At 62.3% G+C, this 16,265-nt stretch carries 17 protein-coding genes; 4 read left to right on the top strand and 13 right to left on the bottom strand.

Annotated features, from left to right (window positions below):
• Positions 1 to 32: 32 nt before the first annotated feature.
• The 3 genes from O987_RS21315 to O987_RS29115 are packed head-to-tail and all read right to left on the bottom strand — an operon-like array spanning position 33 to position 2,333.
• A complete protein-coding gene (locus O987_RS21315; RefSeq protein ID WP_034379709.1) occupies positions 33 to 1,610 on the bottom strand; it encodes a phytoene desaturase family protein in 1,578 nt (525 codons plus the stop codon).
• 29 nt (positions 1,611 to 1,639) lie between these two features.
• Complete coding sequence (locus O987_RS27635) at positions 1,640 to 2,002, bottom strand: hypothetical protein (RefSeq protein ID WP_051962236.1); 363 nt, start codon at positions 2,000 to 2,002, stop codon at positions 1,640 to 1,642.
• 52 nt (positions 2,003 to 2,054) lie between these two features.
• Positions 2,055 to 2,333 carry a TetR/AcrR family transcriptional regulator gene (locus tag O987_RS29115; RefSeq protein ID WP_158407683.1) on the bottom strand — a complete coding sequence of 93 codons (279 nt, stop codon included), beginning with the start codon at positions 2,331 to 2,333 and terminating at the stop codon, positions 2,055 to 2,057.
• 369 nt (positions 2,334 to 2,702) lie between these two features.
• On the opposite strand from O987_RS29115, the gene O987_RS21305 reads away from it, so the two are divergent.
• The 3 genes from O987_RS21305 to O987_RS21295 are packed head-to-tail and all read left to right on the top strand — an operon-like array spanning position 2,703 to position 5,773.
• Positions 2,703 to 3,986 carry a cytochrome P450 gene (locus O987_RS21305; RefSeq protein WP_043374642.1) on the top strand — a complete coding sequence of 428 codons (1,284 nt, stop codon included), beginning with the start codon at positions 2,703 to 2,705 and terminating at the stop codon, positions 3,984 to 3,986.
• Between the two features lie 10 nt (positions 3,987 to 3,996).
• Positions 3,997 to 4,983, top strand: coding sequence for a Bug family tripartite tricarboxylate transporter substrate binding protein (locus O987_RS21300; protein ID WP_051962233.1), 987 nt, complete (start codon positions 3,997 to 3,999; stop codon positions 4,981 to 4,983).
• A gap of 10 nt (positions 4,984 to 4,993) precedes the next feature.
• A complete protein-coding gene (locus tag O987_RS21295; RefSeq protein WP_034379706.1) occupies positions 4,994 to 5,773 on the top strand; it encodes an SDR family oxidoreductase in 780 nt (259 codons plus the stop codon).
• Here O987_RS21295 and O987_RS21290 read toward each other — a convergent pair.
• From O987_RS21290 to O987_RS29565, 9 genes are all read right to left on the bottom strand, one after another.
• The gene (locus O987_RS21290) at positions 5,770 to 6,183 is read right to left on the bottom strand and encodes a VOC family protein (RefSeq protein WP_034379703.1); all 414 of its coding nucleotides are present in this window, start codon (positions 6,181 to 6,183) and stop codon (positions 5,770 to 5,772) included. The two genes, O987_RS21295 and O987_RS21290, sit on opposite strands and share 4 nt — an antisense overlap.
• 56 nt (positions 6,184 to 6,239) lie before the next feature.
• Complete coding sequence (locus O987_RS21285; protein WP_034379700.1) at positions 6,240 to 7,427, bottom strand: MFS transporter; 1,188 nt, start codon at positions 7,425 to 7,427, stop codon at positions 6,240 to 6,242.
• A gap of 44 nt (positions 7,428 to 7,471) precedes the next feature.
• Positions 7,472 to 7,792: a 2Fe-2S iron-sulfur cluster-binding protein gene (locus O987_RS21280; protein WP_034379697.1), complete on the bottom strand. Its 321-nt coding sequence runs from the start codon at positions 7,790 to 7,792 to the stop codon at positions 7,472 to 7,474.
• Positions 7,793 to 7,828: 36 nt separating this feature from the next.
• A complete protein-coding gene (locus tag O987_RS21275; protein ID WP_034379781.1) occupies positions 7,829 to 8,953 on the bottom strand; it encodes an acyl-CoA dehydrogenase family protein in 1,125 nt (374 codons plus the stop codon).
• A gap of 29 nt (positions 8,954 to 8,982) precedes the next feature.
• The gene (locus tag O987_RS21270; RefSeq protein WP_043374639.1) at positions 8,983 to 9,798 is read right to left on the bottom strand and encodes a crotonase/enoyl-CoA hydratase family protein; all 816 of its coding nucleotides are present in this window, start codon (positions 9,796 to 9,798) and stop codon (positions 8,983 to 8,985) included.
• A gap of 11 nt (positions 9,799 to 9,809) precedes the next feature.
• On the bottom strand, positions 9,810 to 10,907 hold the full coding sequence (locus tag O987_RS21265; RefSeq protein WP_034379693.1) for an acyl-CoA dehydrogenase family protein: 1,098 nt from the start codon (positions 10,905 to 10,907) through the stop codon (positions 9,810 to 9,812).
• A gap of 10 nt (positions 10,908 to 10,917) precedes the next feature.
• Entirely contained in the window at positions 10,918 to 12,087 is a 1,170-nt protein-coding gene (locus tag O987_RS21260; protein ID WP_034390165.1) for an acyl-CoA dehydrogenase family protein, read from the bottom strand.
• Positions 12,088 to 12,125: 38 nt separating this feature from the next.
• Positions 12,126 to 13,433 (bottom strand): amidohydrolase family protein, encoded by a 1,308-nt coding sequence (locus tag O987_RS21255; protein WP_034379689.1) that lies wholly within the window; start codon positions 13,431 to 13,433, stop codon positions 12,126 to 12,128.
• A 256-nt stretch (positions 13,434 to 13,689) separates the two neighbouring features.
• Positions 13,690 to 14,019 (bottom strand): PAS domain S-box protein, encoded by a 330-nt coding sequence (locus O987_RS29565; RefSeq protein WP_034379688.1) that lies wholly within the window; start codon positions 14,017 to 14,019, stop codon positions 13,690 to 13,692.
• A gap of 762 nt (positions 14,020 to 14,781) precedes the next feature.
• Between O987_RS29565 and O987_RS28930 the strand changes: the two genes are divergently transcribed.
• Entirely contained in the window at positions 14,782 to 14,967 is a 186-nt protein-coding gene (locus O987_RS28930) for a hypothetical protein (protein WP_034379687.1), read from the top strand.
• 196 nt (positions 14,968 to 15,163) lie between these two features.
• Here O987_RS28930 and O987_RS21245 read toward each other — a convergent pair whose 3' ends face one another.
• Positions 15,164 to 16,000, bottom strand: a complete 837-nt coding sequence (locus O987_RS21245) for an IclR family transcriptional regulator (RefSeq protein WP_051962232.1) — start codon at positions 15,998 to 16,000, stop codon at positions 15,164 to 15,166.
• Between the last annotated feature and the right edge of the window lie 265 nt (positions 16,001 to 16,265).

Genomic DNA, 16,265 nt, shown 5'->3' with positions numbered 1-16,265 from the left:
CTTGAGGGATGGATATGGGATGGTGGATAGACTTACTTCAGATAGCGTTTCACGCGGCCAGCGGCTATGCGGCCCGGCAGCCCATTGATGCCGCCGCCGGGATGGATGCCGGCGCCGCCGAAGAACAGCCCCTTCACCGGCAACGTGTCGCCGCCCAGCCCGAAGGCCGGCCGCATGAGCCCCGTGCGCGAGGCTCCCGTGTCGATGTGCACCACGCAGCCGTTGGGAACATTCAGCCGGCTGGCGAAGTCGGGTGCCGCTTCAGCGCGGCGGCCAATCTCCTGTGCCTTGAGCCCAGGCAGGTACGCGTCCGTTTGGTCGATGACCATTTGTGTCACCGGGGCACGGATGGCATCCCATCCTTCGCGTGGTTCGAGGGGCATGGCGATCGGATACAAGTAGGCGATGTCCTGGCCCTCGGGGGCCTGCGTAGGATCCACGGCGCTCGGTGCCGTGGCCCACAGATAGGGCAGTCGGGAAACTTCGCCGCGCGCTGCGCATTTGAAGTTGTCGAGCACTGCTTCCACGGTGCCGATCAGCAGCACGCTCTTGCGAAGACTCAGCCCGTCTGCGCGCAAGGCTTCGTGACGGCTGGCGCGAACCTGGCCGCGGAGCGCGACGTCGATCTTCATGGGCGAGCCGCCGTGGGCATTGGCTGGCGCCAGATCGACCCGCGTCAGGTAGCGGCGTTCTATGGCGCCAGGTGTCACCATATTCAGGGCCACCTTGGGGTGCACCGCCGCGATAACACTGCGTGATTCGAGCACTTCGCCGCTGGCAAGCCGGACGCCCTGGGTTCGCCCGTCACGGGCCATGATCTCGGCGGCCGGAGCGTTGAGCCGGATCTCGCCCCCCAGTTCCGTCAGGCGGGCCGCCAGGGCGTCAGACAGAGTCTGCATGCCTCCCACGGCACGGCCCAGGCCGAAGCGCTGGATGAAACCCAGCAGCGCGAAATAAACACCGGTACCCTCGCCTGTGATGGGTCCGGCGGCACCCAACAGGCAGCACAGGGCGGATTGCGTGACCGGGTGCTCGAACCGTTCCATGATGGAGGTATAAGCGGGGCTTTTCATCAAGCCCATCAGTTCTGGCCTGAGGTGCCGGTTCTTGATCAGTACCTTGAGTGCCTGCCATTTCGCTCCCAGGTTCATCTGCGCGGGATCCACCCGCATCATGGGAATCGCCAGGTCGATGAAGGTGTTTACCAGTTGCATGAGGGCCAGGAACTCCGCGGCGTCCGCCGCGCTGAAACGGCGGATCTCAGCGGCGGTCTGCTCCGCGCTGCGGCCGAATACGAGTGAGTTGCCATCCGGATGCAGATAGACATAGCCAGGCTCCATTTCGGTCTGGCGAAAGCCGTGGCGCTCCAGTTGGAGCTCCTGCGGCATCATGGGGTGCACTCGCAAAGACATCAGATCGAGGGCGCAGGGGTGCACCAGATGATTCGGGGCTTCGGGTATTAGATAGCCGGAGGAGGCCATGCCGCCGACCTTGCCGAGGGATTCGACGACGATGACCTTGCGGCCCTCTGCGGCGAGATAGCAGCCGCTGGCCAGCCCGTTGTGGCCTGCGCCGATGACGATGGCGTCATAGAGAGGTGTGGTGCTCATACAGATTCCTGGAGAAGAAGAGGTCGGGCTTAGACGGGAGTGACTGGCTTCCACCAGTGCAGGTGTTCGGACGCATCCTGGAGCCGCTGCCAAGCGATGGCCACGGCGATCCGGGCCGCCGGGAGCTTCATGCCCAGGCCGAGCAGGATCATGACCACGGTCTCGCGGATGCAGGCCCCGTTGAGCTGTCCTGTACGGGAGATGCGCCGAGCGCCTTCGACACTGGTGCCTATCACCAGATCGAAGGCGGCCTCGATCGAGTCGAACTGGAAGACGCCTTGCTCGCGCCCATAGTTCAGACTGCGGAAAGCCAATTGGCGGCGCGGATCGTCGCCGTTGATGCGGTCGACCAAGTCCGCATGCGAAACAATGGCGCCGTGGGCAGGGTCCATTGCCGCACGGGCGAGCGCCATCAACGGGCCCGTGGCGAGCATCACTGCCCCGTCATCCAAGGGGTTCGAACAGGCGTTCGAAACTCTGCAGCATTTCGCTCGCTGTGGTGCGTCCGATCTCCGTAAGAACTTCGTCCAGCGTGTCGAAGTATTTATAGAAAGTGCCGCGGGAGACATCGGCCGCACGGATCACGTCATCGATCACGGGGCGGCGCTTTCCCGCGCTCTTGCGATAAGCGTCCATGGTTGCTGCAATCAGGCGCTCGCGCATGCGCTCGCGCCGCTCACGTGCCACGCGGCGGCGGTGATCGCCCAAGGAATGTTGATCCACTGTGGGTTCGATCGGAGACAGATGCGCGTCCGCGATCGGGCGGCCTACAGCGCACTCACCGAGGTGCCTGCCATCTGAGAGGGTTTTGTCAACCCGCATCGCCGCCCCGGCCACGCGGTCCGTGCTTGCGCCGACTCCTTGGCTCTTTGGATGACGGGCCCCAGCAAGAGGCGGTATTGGGGCGTGGTTGCTCATAGAAAAATTGAACATTTTTGCTTATTGTGCTCATATACACTTCGAAGTGACATAGGTGTTTACTATGTACATTTTCGGGTTTGTGAGCTAATTGATCTGTGTTAAGTGATGCACAATCTGGAAAAATGTCTAAAATATTCGAGCACCATGCAAGGGTTGCGAAGGAGATCTGCGATGACCAGCACCAGCACCAGCACCAGCGCCTCATCCCTTGAACGGGCATTCGCGGGTGTCGCGGACAACTACCGTGGCTCCGACGTTGATCTCCATGCGGTCTACGCTGCCATGCGCCGGGATTCCCCCGTGGTGGCGGAAAACTTCATGGCCGGGCTAGGTGTGCCCAATATCGCGGGACAAGATGCGAACCGCCCGACGTTCACTGTCTTCAAGTACCGCGACGTGATGGCAGTGATTCGGGATGCGACTCGGTTCACCAGCGGCTTCATCGCGGAAGGCCTGGGCGCGTTTTTTGACGGCTTGATCCTGACCGGAATGGACGGGGAGGAACACCGCCGGGCGCGGGCGCTGCTGCAGCCGGTGTTCATGCCCGATGTGGTCAACCGGTGGAAGCCGAAGATGGACGCCATCATTCGCAATGAATATCTGCTGCCTTTGGCAGCCAGCAAGCGCGCAGACCTGATGGACTTCGCGCTGCACTTTCCCATCCGCCTGATCTATTCATTGATCGGTTTTCCGGAAAATGATCCGCAACGCATCAACCAGGTTGCGGCCTGGGCCCTGGCCATCCTCGCGGGGCCCCAGGTCGATCCGGAAAAGGCTGTCCGGGCGCGCGAGGCGGCCATGGAGGCCGCCAGGATGCTCTATGACGCAGTCATGGAAGCGGTGGTTCAAGTGCGGGCCGAAGGCGCGACGGGGGAGGATCTGATCAGCAGGCTGATTCGCGCCGAGTACGAAGGCCGCCAGTTGAACGACCATGAGATCACGACGTTCGTGCGCTCGCTGCTGCCGGCCGCTGGCGAGACCACCACCCGCACGTTCGGTTCGCTGCTGGTATTGCTGTTGGAGCGGCCTGAACTGTTGGATCGCGTGCGCAATGATCGCGCACTGGTTGGCAAGGCGATCGACGAAACGGTGCGATACGAGCCCGTCGCGACATTCAAGGTACGCCAGGCAGCCAAGGATCTGGAGATCGACGGTGTGCACATCCCCAAGGGTGCGATGGTGCAGGCGATCGTGATGTCGGCCAATCGTGATGAGGAGACGTTCGAGCATGCCGACCGGTTCGACATTGATCGCAAGGCAAAGCCCTCGTTTGGGTTCGGTTTCGGCCCGCACATGTGCATTGGTCAGTTCATCGCAAAGACCGAGATGCAGGTGGCGCTCAATGCCGTGCTGGATCTGTTGCCCAACCTGCGCCTGGACCCCGCAAAGCCCGCTCCCCGGATCTCCGGTGCCCAGTTGCGCGGCCCCCATGAAGTGCATGTGGTCTGGGACTGAAGCCGCTCTCATGAAAAATGCGCTCCAGATGACTCGCCGACGCTGGCTGCTCGCGGGTGCTGCCGGCATCGCTTCCAATCTTCTCGCTGCCCAGGATGTCTTTCCGAGCCGGCCCGTGAACCTGATAGTGCCTTTTCCGCCCGGAGGCCTTGCCGACAGCGTGGCGCGGCAGCTCGCGCCGTCGCTGGAGGGGGCGCTTGGCCAGCCCGTGGTGGTTCAGAACCGCGCGGGCGCGGCCGGTGCGATAGGCGCGGCTGCCGTCGCCGGCGCCAAGCCTGACGGCTATTCGATCCTCTTCACGCTGTCGAGCTTGTCAACCTTGCCTGAGCAAGCGCGAGTCAACCAGCAAAAGCCGGCATTCCTCCTGAGCCAACTCAAGCCGGTGGCGCGCATCAGCACCGATCCGTTGGCTATCGTCGTGCGGGCCGATAGCCCTTTGAAAACCTTGAGCGACCTGATTGGCCGTGCGCGCACGAGGCCCAGCGAGATGAGCTACGGCTCGTCCGGGAACTATGGCACCGTGCACATGCCGGTGGAGATCTTCGCCCATGAAGCCCAGCTCAAGTTCAACCACATTCCCTATGCGGGAGGTGCGCCTCTGATGGTGGGACTGCTTGGCGGCCAGGTCGATTTCACGATGCTGCCGCGTTCCTCGATCGCGTCCCATGTCCGGGTGGGCAAGCTGCGCATCCTGGCCACCGTGGGGGCTGAGGCGTGGCCACAGTTCCCTTTCGCTCCAAGCACCGGGGCCTCGGGGCTGAATGTGGGCGTGCTGCCCTGGACGGGGGCCTTCGTCCCCTTTGACACGCCGCCGAACGTGATGGAGCGGCTGCAATCCGCGTTTCGCATCGCCGCCGAGAACTCCGAATTCAAACAGGCGCTGCTCAGGGCGGAGGGGAGTCCCGCCTACCTCGACGCGGACGAGTTCCGGACATTCTGGGATCAAGATGCTGCACGCCTGAATCAGGCGGTTCGGCGCATGGGCAAGCTCGAATAGGCAGTGTCCCATGGATCTGGGTATCGCTGGCCGCCAGGCCATTATTTGCGCTTCTTCGAGAGGACTCGGGAAGGCCTGCGCCCTGGCGCTCGCGCGCGAAGGTTGCATGGTGGTCATCAATGGCCGCAATGCGCAGGCGCTGCATGCGGCCGCTGCGGAGATCGCGGCGGCGTCGGGGCGGCCTCCGGTCGCCGTCGTGGCGGATGTCGGCACCGATGCGGGGCGGGCTGCGCTGCTGGCCGCCTGTCCCGCCCCCGACATCCTGGTGACCAACAATGGCGGCCCGGCGCCAGGCGAAGCCGGGCAATGGGACCACGCCACCTGGATCGCGGCCGTCGAGAGCAATATGCTGAGTGGCATTCTACTGATCCAGGCGGTGGTACCCGGGATGAGAGAGCGCCGCTTCGGGCGCATCGTCAACATCACCTCGGCGATGGTGAAGTCCCCCAAATTGATGCTCGGTCTTTCAACCGCCTCGCGCGCGGGCCTGACAGCCTTCTCGAAAGCGATGTCCACCGAAGTGGTGCGTGACAACGTCACCATCAACAACCTGCTGCCCGAACGCATCGAGACCGACCGGATTCAGTACATGACTGGGCAACTGGCCCAGCGCCGGCATATCACGCTTGAGCAGGCCCGTGCCGAATTGCTCAAGCCGGTCGCCGCCAGACGTTTTGGCCGACCCGAAGAACTGGCGGATGCCTGCGCCTTCTTGTGTTCGGCGCAGGCCGGCTACATCAGCGGCCAGAACCTCCAGATCGATGGCGGCAGCTACGAAGGCTTGATTTAGGACACACGGCCGGAGAGCGATCTCCAGTCTTCGGGAGGCGTTTCGGTCTCCGAAAAATCCAGTTCAACTTCAATGCCGTTCGGGTCGTTAAAAAACAACTGCCATGTCCTGATGGCGCCTGGCGAACGGATCAGACGCAGGTTTACGCTGTGCGAACGCAAGCTGGCGATGGTGTCTGTCAGCCCCTCTGCCCAATACGCCATGTGGTCGAGTGCACCCCGCCTTGGCATGGGCATCTGATTCACCTCCACCACGTGCAGAACGGGACGGTCCTGAACATAAAGCCACAGTCCCGGCACCGGGAACGGAGGCCTTGGACCTGTGCGCATGCCCAGCAGGTCCACATAGAAGGCGCGGGTGGCTTCCAACTGGTCGGTGACGATGGTGAAATGGTCGGGTCGTTGGATCATCTCAGGCTCCTTGGCTCTTGCCGGTTATGACACACGGTTGATCGGGTGGAGTGCCTTTAGGCGCTGGAACGGTGGGCCGCCCGGTGAAGGCGCATGACTAGCAGAAAACCGGCGATGCTCAACAGCCCCGAGGCGAGAAACACCTCGGCGTACCCCAAGCCCGAGGCGATCAAGCCCATCAAAGGCCCGGCCAGGCCCACCGCCAGATCGAAGAACAGCGACAGGGCACTGAGCGCCGCGCCTCGGTTGGCAGGTGGTGTGCGTTCCAGGGTTTCCAGCCCCAGACCCGGGTAGACCCAGGACACGCCGATGCCGGTCAGCCCTGCACCGAGCATCGCCAGCTCGGGGGAGGGTGCCTGCCATATCAGCAGCAAGCCCAGGCTCTGGATGAGTAAACACACCGCCACCACCTGGTAGCCGCCGAACCGCGGCAGCAAGTTGGGGGACACCAGTCGGGCGATGATGAACGCCCCACCGAAACTGCTCAGGCAGTAGGCGGCGTTGTCCCACCCGAGGCTGTTGAAATAGAGGGCGATGAAGGCTGTGAGACCGCCAAATCCCACGGAACTGCAGGCCATGGCGATACCGTTGGGCATGACCGCCAGGAACACATGGTGGAAGGGTTGCCGGATCCCCGACAGGATGGGCGCAGCCGGCCGGGTGGAGGCGAACAGCAAGGCCAGAAGGCCGAGCAGGGCGGTGCACAGCCCGATGCCGATCAGGTGCGTCCCATCGCGAACGAGCACGCCCAGAGGTGCGCCCAGCGCGGTTCCCCCGTAGGCTGCAATGCCGTTCCACGACATCACGCGGGCCGTGTTCTGGGTCCCGTACAGGCCGATGGCCCAGGTGCAGCACGGCGTCGATACCAGCGCGGAAGACATGCCCAGCACCACACGCCCCGCCAGGAGCAGCCCGGTGCCGAGCCAGAGCGGCGCCTGCAGGAAGATCGCGAGGCTGGTCAGAACCCCGCTGAGAACCAGTCCGACGAGCCCGTACAGCACCACGCGTTTGGAACCCCGTCGGTCGGCCAGTTGACCCGCTAGCGGGCGCGACAACAAGGTGGCCATGTATTGCAAGCCGATCACCAGCCCGGCAAACACCGGACTCAAGTGAAGGCCGTTCAGCACGTAGCCGGGCAGCACGGCGAGCGGCAGCCCGTTGCAGACATAGGACGCGAAGTTGAAACAGACAATGGAGATGATCCCGAGGTTGGTCCGCCCGGGAGATGCAACGGGTTCGCTCATGTGGGGGCCTGGGCCGCGACCGAACCCTGATCGGGGGGCGTGGGTTACTGCACGGCGGGCAGCCGCACCACCATGCCGTCCAGTGCGGTGGTGACCATCAACTGACAGGACAGCCGACTGTTGGGCTGGCGGGGCTCGCCCGTGCAGTCCAGCATGGCATCTTCGGTATCGTCGATCGAGCTCAACTGCTCGGCCCAGGGCTGCTCGACGTAGACATGGCAGGTCGCGCATTGGCACGCGCCGCCGCAGTCGGCATTCAGGCCTGGAAGGCCGTTGGCGAGCGCGGCTTGCATGACGCTGGTGCCTTCGGCAACCTCCAGTACGGTGCGCTTGCCATCGGGTGTGACATAGATGATTTGCGGCATGGGATCTCCTTAAAATTGAACCCGGAATCAGTGCAATCAGAGCGATCGGCTGATGATTTCTTTCATGATTTCGCTGGTGCCGCCGTAAATGCGCGCCACCCGGGCATCGACCCAGGCGCGGCTGATCATGTACTCGCTCATGAAGCCGTATCCGCCGTGCAGTTGCAGCAATTCGTCCAGAATCTTGCCCTGCATTTCGGAGCCCATGAGCTTGCACATGGCACCGACTTCCGCGCTGAGTTCTCCGCGCATCGCCTTGGCCAGGCAGTCGTCGACGAACACGCGCAGCATGGTGGCCTGGGCCTTGCATTCGGCGAGCTTGAATTTGGTGTTCTGGAAGTCGAACACGGTTTTGCCGAACACCTTCCGGTCGCGGGTGTACTGGATCGTCTGGTCGATGAGCGAGTCGATCGATGCGGCCGCGCGGATGCCGATGATCGTGCGTTCCCAGGCCAGTTGGTGGGTCAGGTACTTGAAGCCATGGCCTTCTTCGCCAAGCCGGTTCGTCATCGGAACCGAGACGTTGTCGAAGAAGAGCTCCGAGGTGTCCTGGCCTTTGAGGCCGATTTTCTCGAGCCGGCGGCCTTTGGAAAAACCAGCCCGATCGGTTTCAACGCAGATCAGCGTCAGTTCCTTGGCTGCCGGATCCAGCTTGGTGGCCGTCACGGCCAGATCCGCGTTGCCTCCGTTGGTGATGAAAGTTTTCTGGCCGTTAATGATGTAGGTGTCATTGCCGCGCGCGGCGGTGGTGCGCATACTGCGCAGATCGCTGCCCACGCCGGGCTCGCTCATCGCGATCACGCCAATCATCTCGCCGCTCACCATTTTGGGCAGCCACCGCTGTTTCTGCTCTTCTGTGCCATACGCCACGATGTAGGGCGCGACGATTTCCGAGTGCGTGGTGAACCCGACCGCAGTGGCGTTGACCCGCGCGAGTTCTTCGATCATCACTGCGGAATGGCCGAAATCGCCGCCTGCGCCGCCGTAGGCTTCGGGCACGGTGGAGCACAGCAGGCCGGCTTCGCCAGCCTTGAGCCAGACGCTCTTGGGTACGATACCCTCGGCCTCCCATGCATGCAGGTGGGGCACGATTTCACGTTCAATGAAGCGGCGGGCCTGTTCGCGGAACTGCTCGTGGTCTTCTCGGAATACGGGGCGCATGGAAATGTCCTGGTTCTGGGGGCTTGCCATCAGCGACCGGTGAACTGCGCGGGGCGCTTGTCCAGAAAGGCGTTGACGGCTTCAAGGTGGTCTTCGGTATGGTGGGACAGCGCCTGGTAGGCCGATGAAAGCTCCAGCAGGGTGTCAAGGCGCACATGTTGGCCTTCGCGCAGCAGGCGCTTGGTTAATCGCAGTGCATGCGACGGGTTGAGCGCAATGCGCTGGGCGAGCGCCTGTGCCTGGCCCAGCAACTGGTCGGTGGGAAACACGTCCGCAACCAGACCCCAGGACAGCGCCTTGGCGGCATCGATGGTGTCGCCGGTGAAGGCCAGGAGGCTGGCCTTGGGCATGCCGATCACGCGCGGCAGCAGCCAGGCGCCGCCGTCTCCAGGCACGATGCCGACCTTGACGAAGCTCTCGGCAAACAGGGCCTTGTCGCTCGCGATCCGGATGTCGCACATGCAAGCCAGATCCAGGCCCGCGCCAATTGCAGGGCCGTTCACCGCTGCGATCACCGGCACGTCGAGCTCGTAGAGCGAGAGGGGAATGCGCTGGATGGTGTCGCGGTAACTGTCGCGCACCTGGTAGGGGCTGCCCGCGAAAATGCCGCCGCGTTGCTGCATGTCCTTCACATTGCCGCCAGCGCAGAAGGCCGTGCCTTCGCCGGTCAGCACCAGAGCCTTGATGCTGTGGTCTGCCCGAATCTGGCGGCACAGAGCCACCAGTTCGTCCATGTGCGCGGGATCGGTCAGGGCGTTGCGCGTCTCGGGGCGGTTCAATCGGGCGGTCAGCACGGGGCCGTCGCGTTCGATCAGCAGGAAGGGGGCAGGGCTTTGTTCACTCATGGGGTGGGAACTCAAATGGAGGACAGGGCTGCCAGGCGGCCGCTGGTGACGGCTGGCCACAGCGAGGAAGAGCCGCCTTGGGCAACGGCCTTTCCCAGCCGCTGCGTCCAGTGCCCCAGGTTGCCGAACTCGCTGCGCCAGGCCCAGAGGCGGCGGGTTCCCAACTGCAGCGCGTGTTCGTGCGTAAAGCCGATGGCGCCGTGCACGGCATGGGCCATGCCGGCAACCACGCCAGCGGCTTCGGCGCCGCAGACCTTGGCCGCGGCAATCTGCCAGGCCGCCAGCGATCCGCCAGACTCCGAAAAGGCTGCCTCGGCGCTGACGAGCGCGCTGCCAGTGTGTTGAGCCATCTGCGCCAACTGGTGCTGGATTGCCTGAAATGCGCTGATGGGCTTGCCGAATTGAACCCGTTCGGTAGCGTAGCGGGTGCTCAGGTCTAGCGTAGTTTCGAGGGCTCCCGCCATCTGGGCCGTGCGCAGCATGGCCCCTCCCCACCAGATCACGTCATCGGCGCAGTGGGCGGGGACATCCGCGACCGCGATGGGCGTGGTGTTCTTGAAACTGAGGTCGTCCCGCGGCTCGCCGGCGATGTTCTGTTTGGCGCTGACCTCCGCGTCGCGGCGCGACAGCAGGACCAGGGTCGTTCGTTCGCCGGGTACGAGAGCAATGACATGCTCCACATCGCGCCCCCAGGGTACGTTGCACAGCGTGCCGGTGACGAGCGTTTCCGCAGGCGCAACCCAGGGCACGTCGAAGAAGGCTCCTTTTGCGGCATGGCTGAGCGACAGCTTGCCGTGCATGGAGATGCCCAGTGGCTCATTGCGGGCTTCGATCCCGCACTGGCCCAGCAACCAGTTCGCGAACATGGTCTCGGGCAGAGGCAGGGGCAGACTGTGGCGTCCCGCAGCCTTCACAATCCCGTACAGATCTGCCCAGGATGCGCCAGCGCCGCCCAGGTGTTCCGGCGCGGCCGCCACGGCGAACCCGGATGATTCGAGGGCCGCCCACAGGTCGACCGGCCAGTGGCCTGCCTCGCAATGGCGGATCAGCTCCGGGGTGACGAGGTCGGCCAGCAGCCGCTCGATGGTGGATTCAAACAATTCACGCATGCTTGTGTTCTCAACGCAGTCCAAGGCCGCGGGCGATAATGCCGCGCAGGATTTCGCGTGTGCCACCACGCAGCGAGAAAGAAGGCGCCATCTGCATCAAGGCCGCCAGCACTTGCGCGTGGTCACTGCCCCCGCCGACGGCGGGCGCCACATCGAGCACCTGTTGCGCGAGTTCAGGGATCTCCTGCTCAAATGCAGCCCCGAGATCCTTCAGGCAGGAGGCCGCCCAGGCGGGGTTGCCTCCCGAGGCCAACTCGGCCGTGACCGCCAGTGACATCTGGCGCAGCACGACAAGGCGTGCGCTGAGGCTGCCCACGGCATGGGCCTGCAGGGCATCCGGCTGTGTACCGATGGCGTCGATCAGCGTGTGCAGCAGCGCCATGCTACTCAGGAAACGCTCTGGCCCGCTGCGCTCGAAGGCGAGTTCCGCGGTGACTTGTTCCCAGCCCTGGCCCTCGGTGCCGATCAAGGCATCGGCATCCAGGCGGACGTTGTCGAGATAGACCTCGTTGAAATGCTCGCCACCCGCCAGGTCGCGGATCGGGCGCACCGTGACGCCGGGTGCCTTCAGGTCAATGATGAACTGCGACATTCCTTCATGGCGCGCAGCCTTGTCGCCTGTCGCAGCACCCGTGCGCACCAGGGCGATCATGTATTGCGCGTGGTGGGCATTGGTGGTCCAGACCTTCTGGCCGCTCAGCCGCCAACTGCCATCGCCGGAGGCGTCGTCGCGAACCGCGCGGCTGCGGATTGATGCGAGATCCGAGCCCGAGTTGGGCTCGCTCATGCCAATGCAGAAATAGACCTCGCCCCTGCAGATGCCGGGCAGGTACTTCTGGCGCTGGGCTTCCGTGCCATAGCGTAGGATCAAGGGGCCGCTTTGGCGGTCAGCGATCCAGTGGGCGGAGACGGGGGCTCCAGCCGCCAGCAACTCTTCGATCACGACATAGCGGGCCCAGGGGCTGGCGTCGTGGCCGCCATACTGATGCGGCAAGGTCATGCCAAGCCAGCCTTGGCGCCCCAATTCCCGGCTGAAGGCCGGGTCGGCGCCCATCCACGAATCCGCGCGGCGCAGGGCGCTGCGATCCTTGAGTGTGGCGGCGAGAAAACGCCTTACCTCGGCACGTAGCGGCTCGGCTTCTGTGGGGACGCGGTGGTATTGGAAAGATGCAAGCGCCATGGGGTGCGGCCGGTTTCTTGGGTTGATCCGATGGCGGTTTACAAAGCGGTCTGGGCGTCGGCGGCGGCAAACATCTTGTTGATGTCGCCCGAGGTGACCGGACGCTCCGGGTCGCGAAGCGGTGCAGCGCCACCCATGCCGCAGGCTGGCTCGATGCTCACGTGCTTGGCCTGCGCCTTCAGCGCGCCGACGGTGCAGTTTTCGCGACCTAGTATGGCGAAGGGATCGTAGGAGAACTCGCGCATCGCATTCAGATGCGTGATCTTGTTAATGACCTCGTCGCTCAGGTGCTGCGATTGCTTCCAGAACACGTTGGCGGATTCCGGCCAGGTACAGTCGGAGTGCGGATAGTCGCACTCCCAGGTGACCTTGTCGACATTGATGAAGTCCAGGTTGCGCAGGCCGAACTCATCCTCGATGAAGCAGGTGATGATGTGTTCGTTGAAGATGTCGCTGGGGTTTCTACCGCCAAAGTTGGAGTTGGTCCAAGCGTTGTGGTGGTTGTGGGTGAAGTTGGCGCGCTCCAGCAGGTAGGGAATCCAGCCGATGCCGCCTTCGGACAGGGCCATGCGCAGCTTGGGGAATTTTTTCCACATCGGCGCCCAGATCCAGTCGGCGGCGGAGTTGGAAATAGAGATGGGCATCGAAGTGATCCAGGCATCGATTGGCGATTCGTCAGATGCATGGGCCGCCTTGACGCCGGTACCGATATGGCAGCAGAGCACTACGTCGTTGTCCGCACATGCTTTCCACAGGGGATCCCAGTAGCTGTTGTGGATGGACGGATATCCATGCACGGTAGGGTTGTCGGAGAATGTGAGGGCATGCACGCCTTGCTTGGCCAGGCGCTTGACTTCCTCCGCCGCCGCCTGCATGTCGAACCAGGGAACCATCATCAGGGGAATGAAGCGGCCCGGTGCGGCGTTGCACCAATCGTGCAGATGCCAGTCGTTGTAGGCTTGGATGGCTGCGAGCGAGACGCCACGGTCTTCATAGCTCTGGAACCGCTGTCCGGCAAAGCCCGGGAAGGTTGGAAAGCAGATGGAGCCTAGGACGCCATTGGCATTCATGTCGTCGACGCGGGCCTTGATGTCCCACGTGCCGCGACGCATCTGCTCGTAGCCCAGCGGCTCCATCCCGTATTCCTCCTTGGGGCGTCCGACCACCGAGTTCAGGCCCATGTAGCCAGTGGCTTTTTCCTCGAACACCCAGACGTCGCGGCCCTTGTGGTTCTCGACGCGGGGCTCGCGCCCCTTGTACTTCGCGGGCATGTGACGGGCGAATGCATTGGGCGGCTCGATGGCGTGATCGTCAACGCTGACGAGGATGAGATCTTCCAGTTTCATCTTGTCTCCAGAGGGTGAGGCGATGGGGCTTGGTTCAGTGGTGGCCGAGCCAAATGGGGTATGAGGGAATGCTAGATCAAATAATGAACATATTCAATAATAATGTTCATATTTAGAAGAAAAAAATATGCAATTCTAGGGAATACCACTAGCCAAGCTGGCAAGGTAGGTGCTCCGCTGGAGCATTCCGGCGCAATGCGGGCGAGGGGCCTGGGATCCGGCATTCCGGTGGTCATCTGAACCCAGGCAGTTCCGGCTACCCGTCCTGGAGCCGGTGATTTATGGCGGTTGCCTTGGAGGCCGCATGTGATTGCCAAGCCTTGGCTTTATAGGGTTGGTAGCTGCTATTGCACGCCTTCGCGAGAAGCGTTATGGCCCTGAGCCCCCGCTGAGGCTGCCGCGTGAACTGTTCGTGCGCCTCGTTCGGACCCTGTTGCGCAAGCAGGTTCTCACTCATGTCGCTGACGATCCAGATCGAGCCCTCGTGCAGGTTATCTGAGTCGATGAGGCGGCTCGTAAGCTCTCCCCAGAACAGACTGCCGTCCTTGCGCCTAAAGCGCCGCTGCGTGCGGTAGGCATGGCCCACGCTGAGCGTGGTGCAGGGAGGCTGCGCAAGTCGTCTCGGCTAAGGTGCAGTTGCTCGCTGCCCACGCCTATCAGTGCGTGCTTGTCTGGGTATCCGAAGATGTAGGTGCAGCGCGGGTTTCAGCGCATGATGGCGCGTTGGCGAATGAACGCGATGCTGACGCCCGCGGTGTCCAGCGCTTGCTGCTCACGGAGGTTCTACTGGGCGGAGGCGGCCATTGCCGACGGATAGTCCGGAATATCCCGACGGATTGGGTTACGCCAGGCTATTTCAGCTTGCGCTGGACCAAGGTCTGGGAACCAACCGGTGGTAAGGGCTGACAAGAGGTGTGCATCTGATGGTGCGCTTCATGAGAGCCAGCTGCTTACTTCTGTTGGATGGCTGCGGCCCTGATGATCTTTTCCTGGAGATCAACCTTGGCAGTCTGTTCATTCCAGTTGTCCTGACTGGCCTTGTATGTATTTGCGTGTCGCGCAGGGTTGTGGGCGATGCGCAAGATTGCATGCCAGTGAGGGGGTGGATGGGCAGGTGTCTCTCGTGCCTGTGCTGCATGCCCGCAGTGCGCCGACGAGCGGTGTTATTTGGACTCAGTCCGGTGGATGGGGCTGGGCCGGTGTTTTTCTCTGGTTATCGGTGAAAAGCGGATATGGAGCTGGTTTGGCATTGACACATAAAGATAATATTTGTACATTTTTGTGGAAATAGTCTTGTATTTGTAGTGCGCGGCCGTCTCGCCTTCAGAGGAAGAACCATGGAGACAAAATGCCTTCCTTGATCTTTATGACCGTCTCGAGCCTTGCGGTGGCTGTTGCTGTGATGTGGCACTTTGTCGATGTTGCCGTCCATCAATCCAAGCATGTTGACCATCTGCATGCCCACGTTCCTCCTGTCCACGTTTCTCCTTTTGTTGGTGATGTGTGGGCGCTTATATTCTCCGGGTTTCCCTAAGCCCTGGGTTCGTAGGAGCGGCGTGAGTCGCGTATGGCGCGGAATTTGCTCTTGCGTTTGATAGCTTTTTGCGCCGACCTGGAAAATGATAGGGGCCGATTTGATTCCTATTTCTGTGCGTGCATTCGCCGTTCAAACCGCTCCCATAATTGCTGCGTAGGCATGAAGTGAGCGGTACTGGTTGGAGGCCGGGGCCTCAAAAGAGCACGGATTCCAGCCGCGTGCCCAATTCCTTCAGCGACTCTCCAAGGGCCTTGATCCGGGCTCGTGCATTAGGGTGATGGCTGCGGATCATGACGGCCGAAACGGTGTAGGCAATGTTGTGCGCGGTGTCGCGAACGGGGGCTGCGATCGCCAGGACGCCGTCGGAGAAGTAACCATCGTCAACGGCCCATCCATGGCGTTGGGCCAGATGAACCTGTTCCAGGTATTCCTCGAACGACAGCGCGCGTGCCCAGCGAATGTTGGCGAATTCAGCGCGCAGGTCTTTCTCCGAGAGATTCATCTGCCCAACGAAGAGCCGGCCGCTGGCTCCCATCAGGATGGGCAGGCGCTGGCCCAGCGGCATGTAGATGTGCAGATCGGTAGGGCTGGATTCGGAGCTGACGAGCACGATCCTGTCATTGCCCATCCGACGCCAGAGCGTGACTGTGATCCCTCGCTCGATGGCAAGTTCGCGCATGAGCGGTAATGCCAGTTGGAGACGCTGGCCTTGTGTCACCAGTTGTTCTGCTAACCGAGCCAGCCCCAGCCCCGCAGAGTACGTTTTGGAGAGCGGATTGAAGTCGACGACATCTTCTGAGACCAGTGTTCGAAGGATGTTGAAGCAGGTGCTTGGATTGATTTCCAGGTGCCGAGCTATGTCTGCAGCTCGTTCGGGGGCGCCCTTGTGCGCGAGGTATCGAAGGACTCCGATGGCATTTACCACGGGCTTCACGATGACGCCTTGGCTAGATCCAGATTTCTTGGGTCTATCGGCCAAGGCCGGAGCTTTGTCCGGCGCGGGTTTGTCTTCGGTCACAACGGATTTCATGTTGTCCAGTGATCAATTGAATGCGGGTCGTTGCCTGGGATGTGTTGAGGGCGATGAAGGTGCCACAGAACTTCCGTAGGTAGCAGTAGCGAGTATTCTAAATGGCGAAGTGCATTCTGTATTGAGTTTATATATCGCCAACCTCCTCAGAGGGGCACTGGAGTGCCAGGGAATACCGGGTTGGTGCTGCGGCACATTGCGCGGGGTATGAAGCGTGATTTTAGGGGGAACCCTAGCATGAAAATCAACACTTTACTAAATAATG

The organism is Comamonas testosteroni TK102 (assembly GCF_000739375.1).
GTDB classification, from domain to species: Bacteria; Pseudomonadota; Gammaproteobacteria; order Burkholderiales; family Burkholderiaceae_C; genus Comamonas; species Comamonas brasiliensis.
Note: the sequence above shows the minus strand (reverse complement) of the source record. Positions and strands in the feature narration are given on the sequence as shown.

Coding starts and splice junctions, on each gene's coding strand:
- O987_RS21315 (WP_034379709.1), bottom strand. CDS start 1,610: ATGAGCACCACACCTCTCTATGACGCCATCGTCATCGGCGCAGGCCAC.
- O987_RS27635 (WP_051962236.1), bottom strand. CDS start 2,002: ATGGACCCTGCCCACGGCGCCATTGTTTCGCATGCGGACTTGGTCGAC.
- O987_RS21305 (WP_043374642.1), top strand. CDS start 2,703: ATGACCAGCACCAGCACCAGCACCAGCGCCTCATCCCTTGAACGGGCA.
- O987_RS21300 (WP_051962233.1), top strand. CDS start 3,997: ATGAAAAATGCGCTCCAGATGACTCGCCGACGCTGGCTGCTCGCGGGT.
- O987_RS21295 (WP_034379706.1), top strand. CDS start 4,994: ATGGATCTGGGTATCGCTGGCCGCCAGGCCATTATTTGCGCTTCTTCG.
- O987_RS21290 (WP_034379703.1), bottom strand. CDS start 6,183: ATGATCCAACGACCCGACCATTTCACCATCGTCACCGACCAGTTGGAA.
- O987_RS21285 (WP_034379700.1), bottom strand. CDS start 7,427: ATGAGCGAACCCGTTGCATCTCCCGGGCGGACCAACCTCGGGATCATC.
- O987_RS21280 (WP_034379697.1), bottom strand. CDS start 7,792: ATGCCGCAAATCATCTATGTCACACCCGATGGCAAGCGCACCGTACTG.
- O987_RS21275 (WP_034379781.1), bottom strand. CDS start 8,953: ATGCGCCCCGTATTCCGAGAAGACCACGAGCAGTTCCGCGAACAGGCC.
- O987_RS21270 (WP_043374639.1), bottom strand. CDS start 9,798: ATGAGTGAACAAAGCCCTGCCCCCTTCCTGCTGATCGAACGCGACGGC.
- O987_RS21265 (WP_034379693.1), bottom strand. CDS start 10,907: ATGCGTGAATTGTTTGAATCCACCATCGAGCGGCTGCTGGCCGACCTC.
- O987_RS21260 (WP_034390165.1), bottom strand. CDS start 12,087: ATGGCGCTTGCATCTTTCCAATACCACCGCGTCCCCACAGAAGCCGAG.
- O987_RS21255 (WP_034379689.1), bottom strand. CDS start 13,433: ATGAAACTGGAAGATCTCATCCTCGTCAGCGTTGACGATCACGCCATC.
- O987_RS28930 (WP_034379687.1), top strand. CDS start 14,782: ATGCCTTCCTTGATCTTTATGACCGTCTCGAGCCTTGCGGTGGCTGTT.
- O987_RS21245 (WP_051962232.1), bottom strand. CDS start 16,000: ATGAAATCCGTTGTGACCGAAGACAAACCCGCGCCGGACAAAGCTCCG.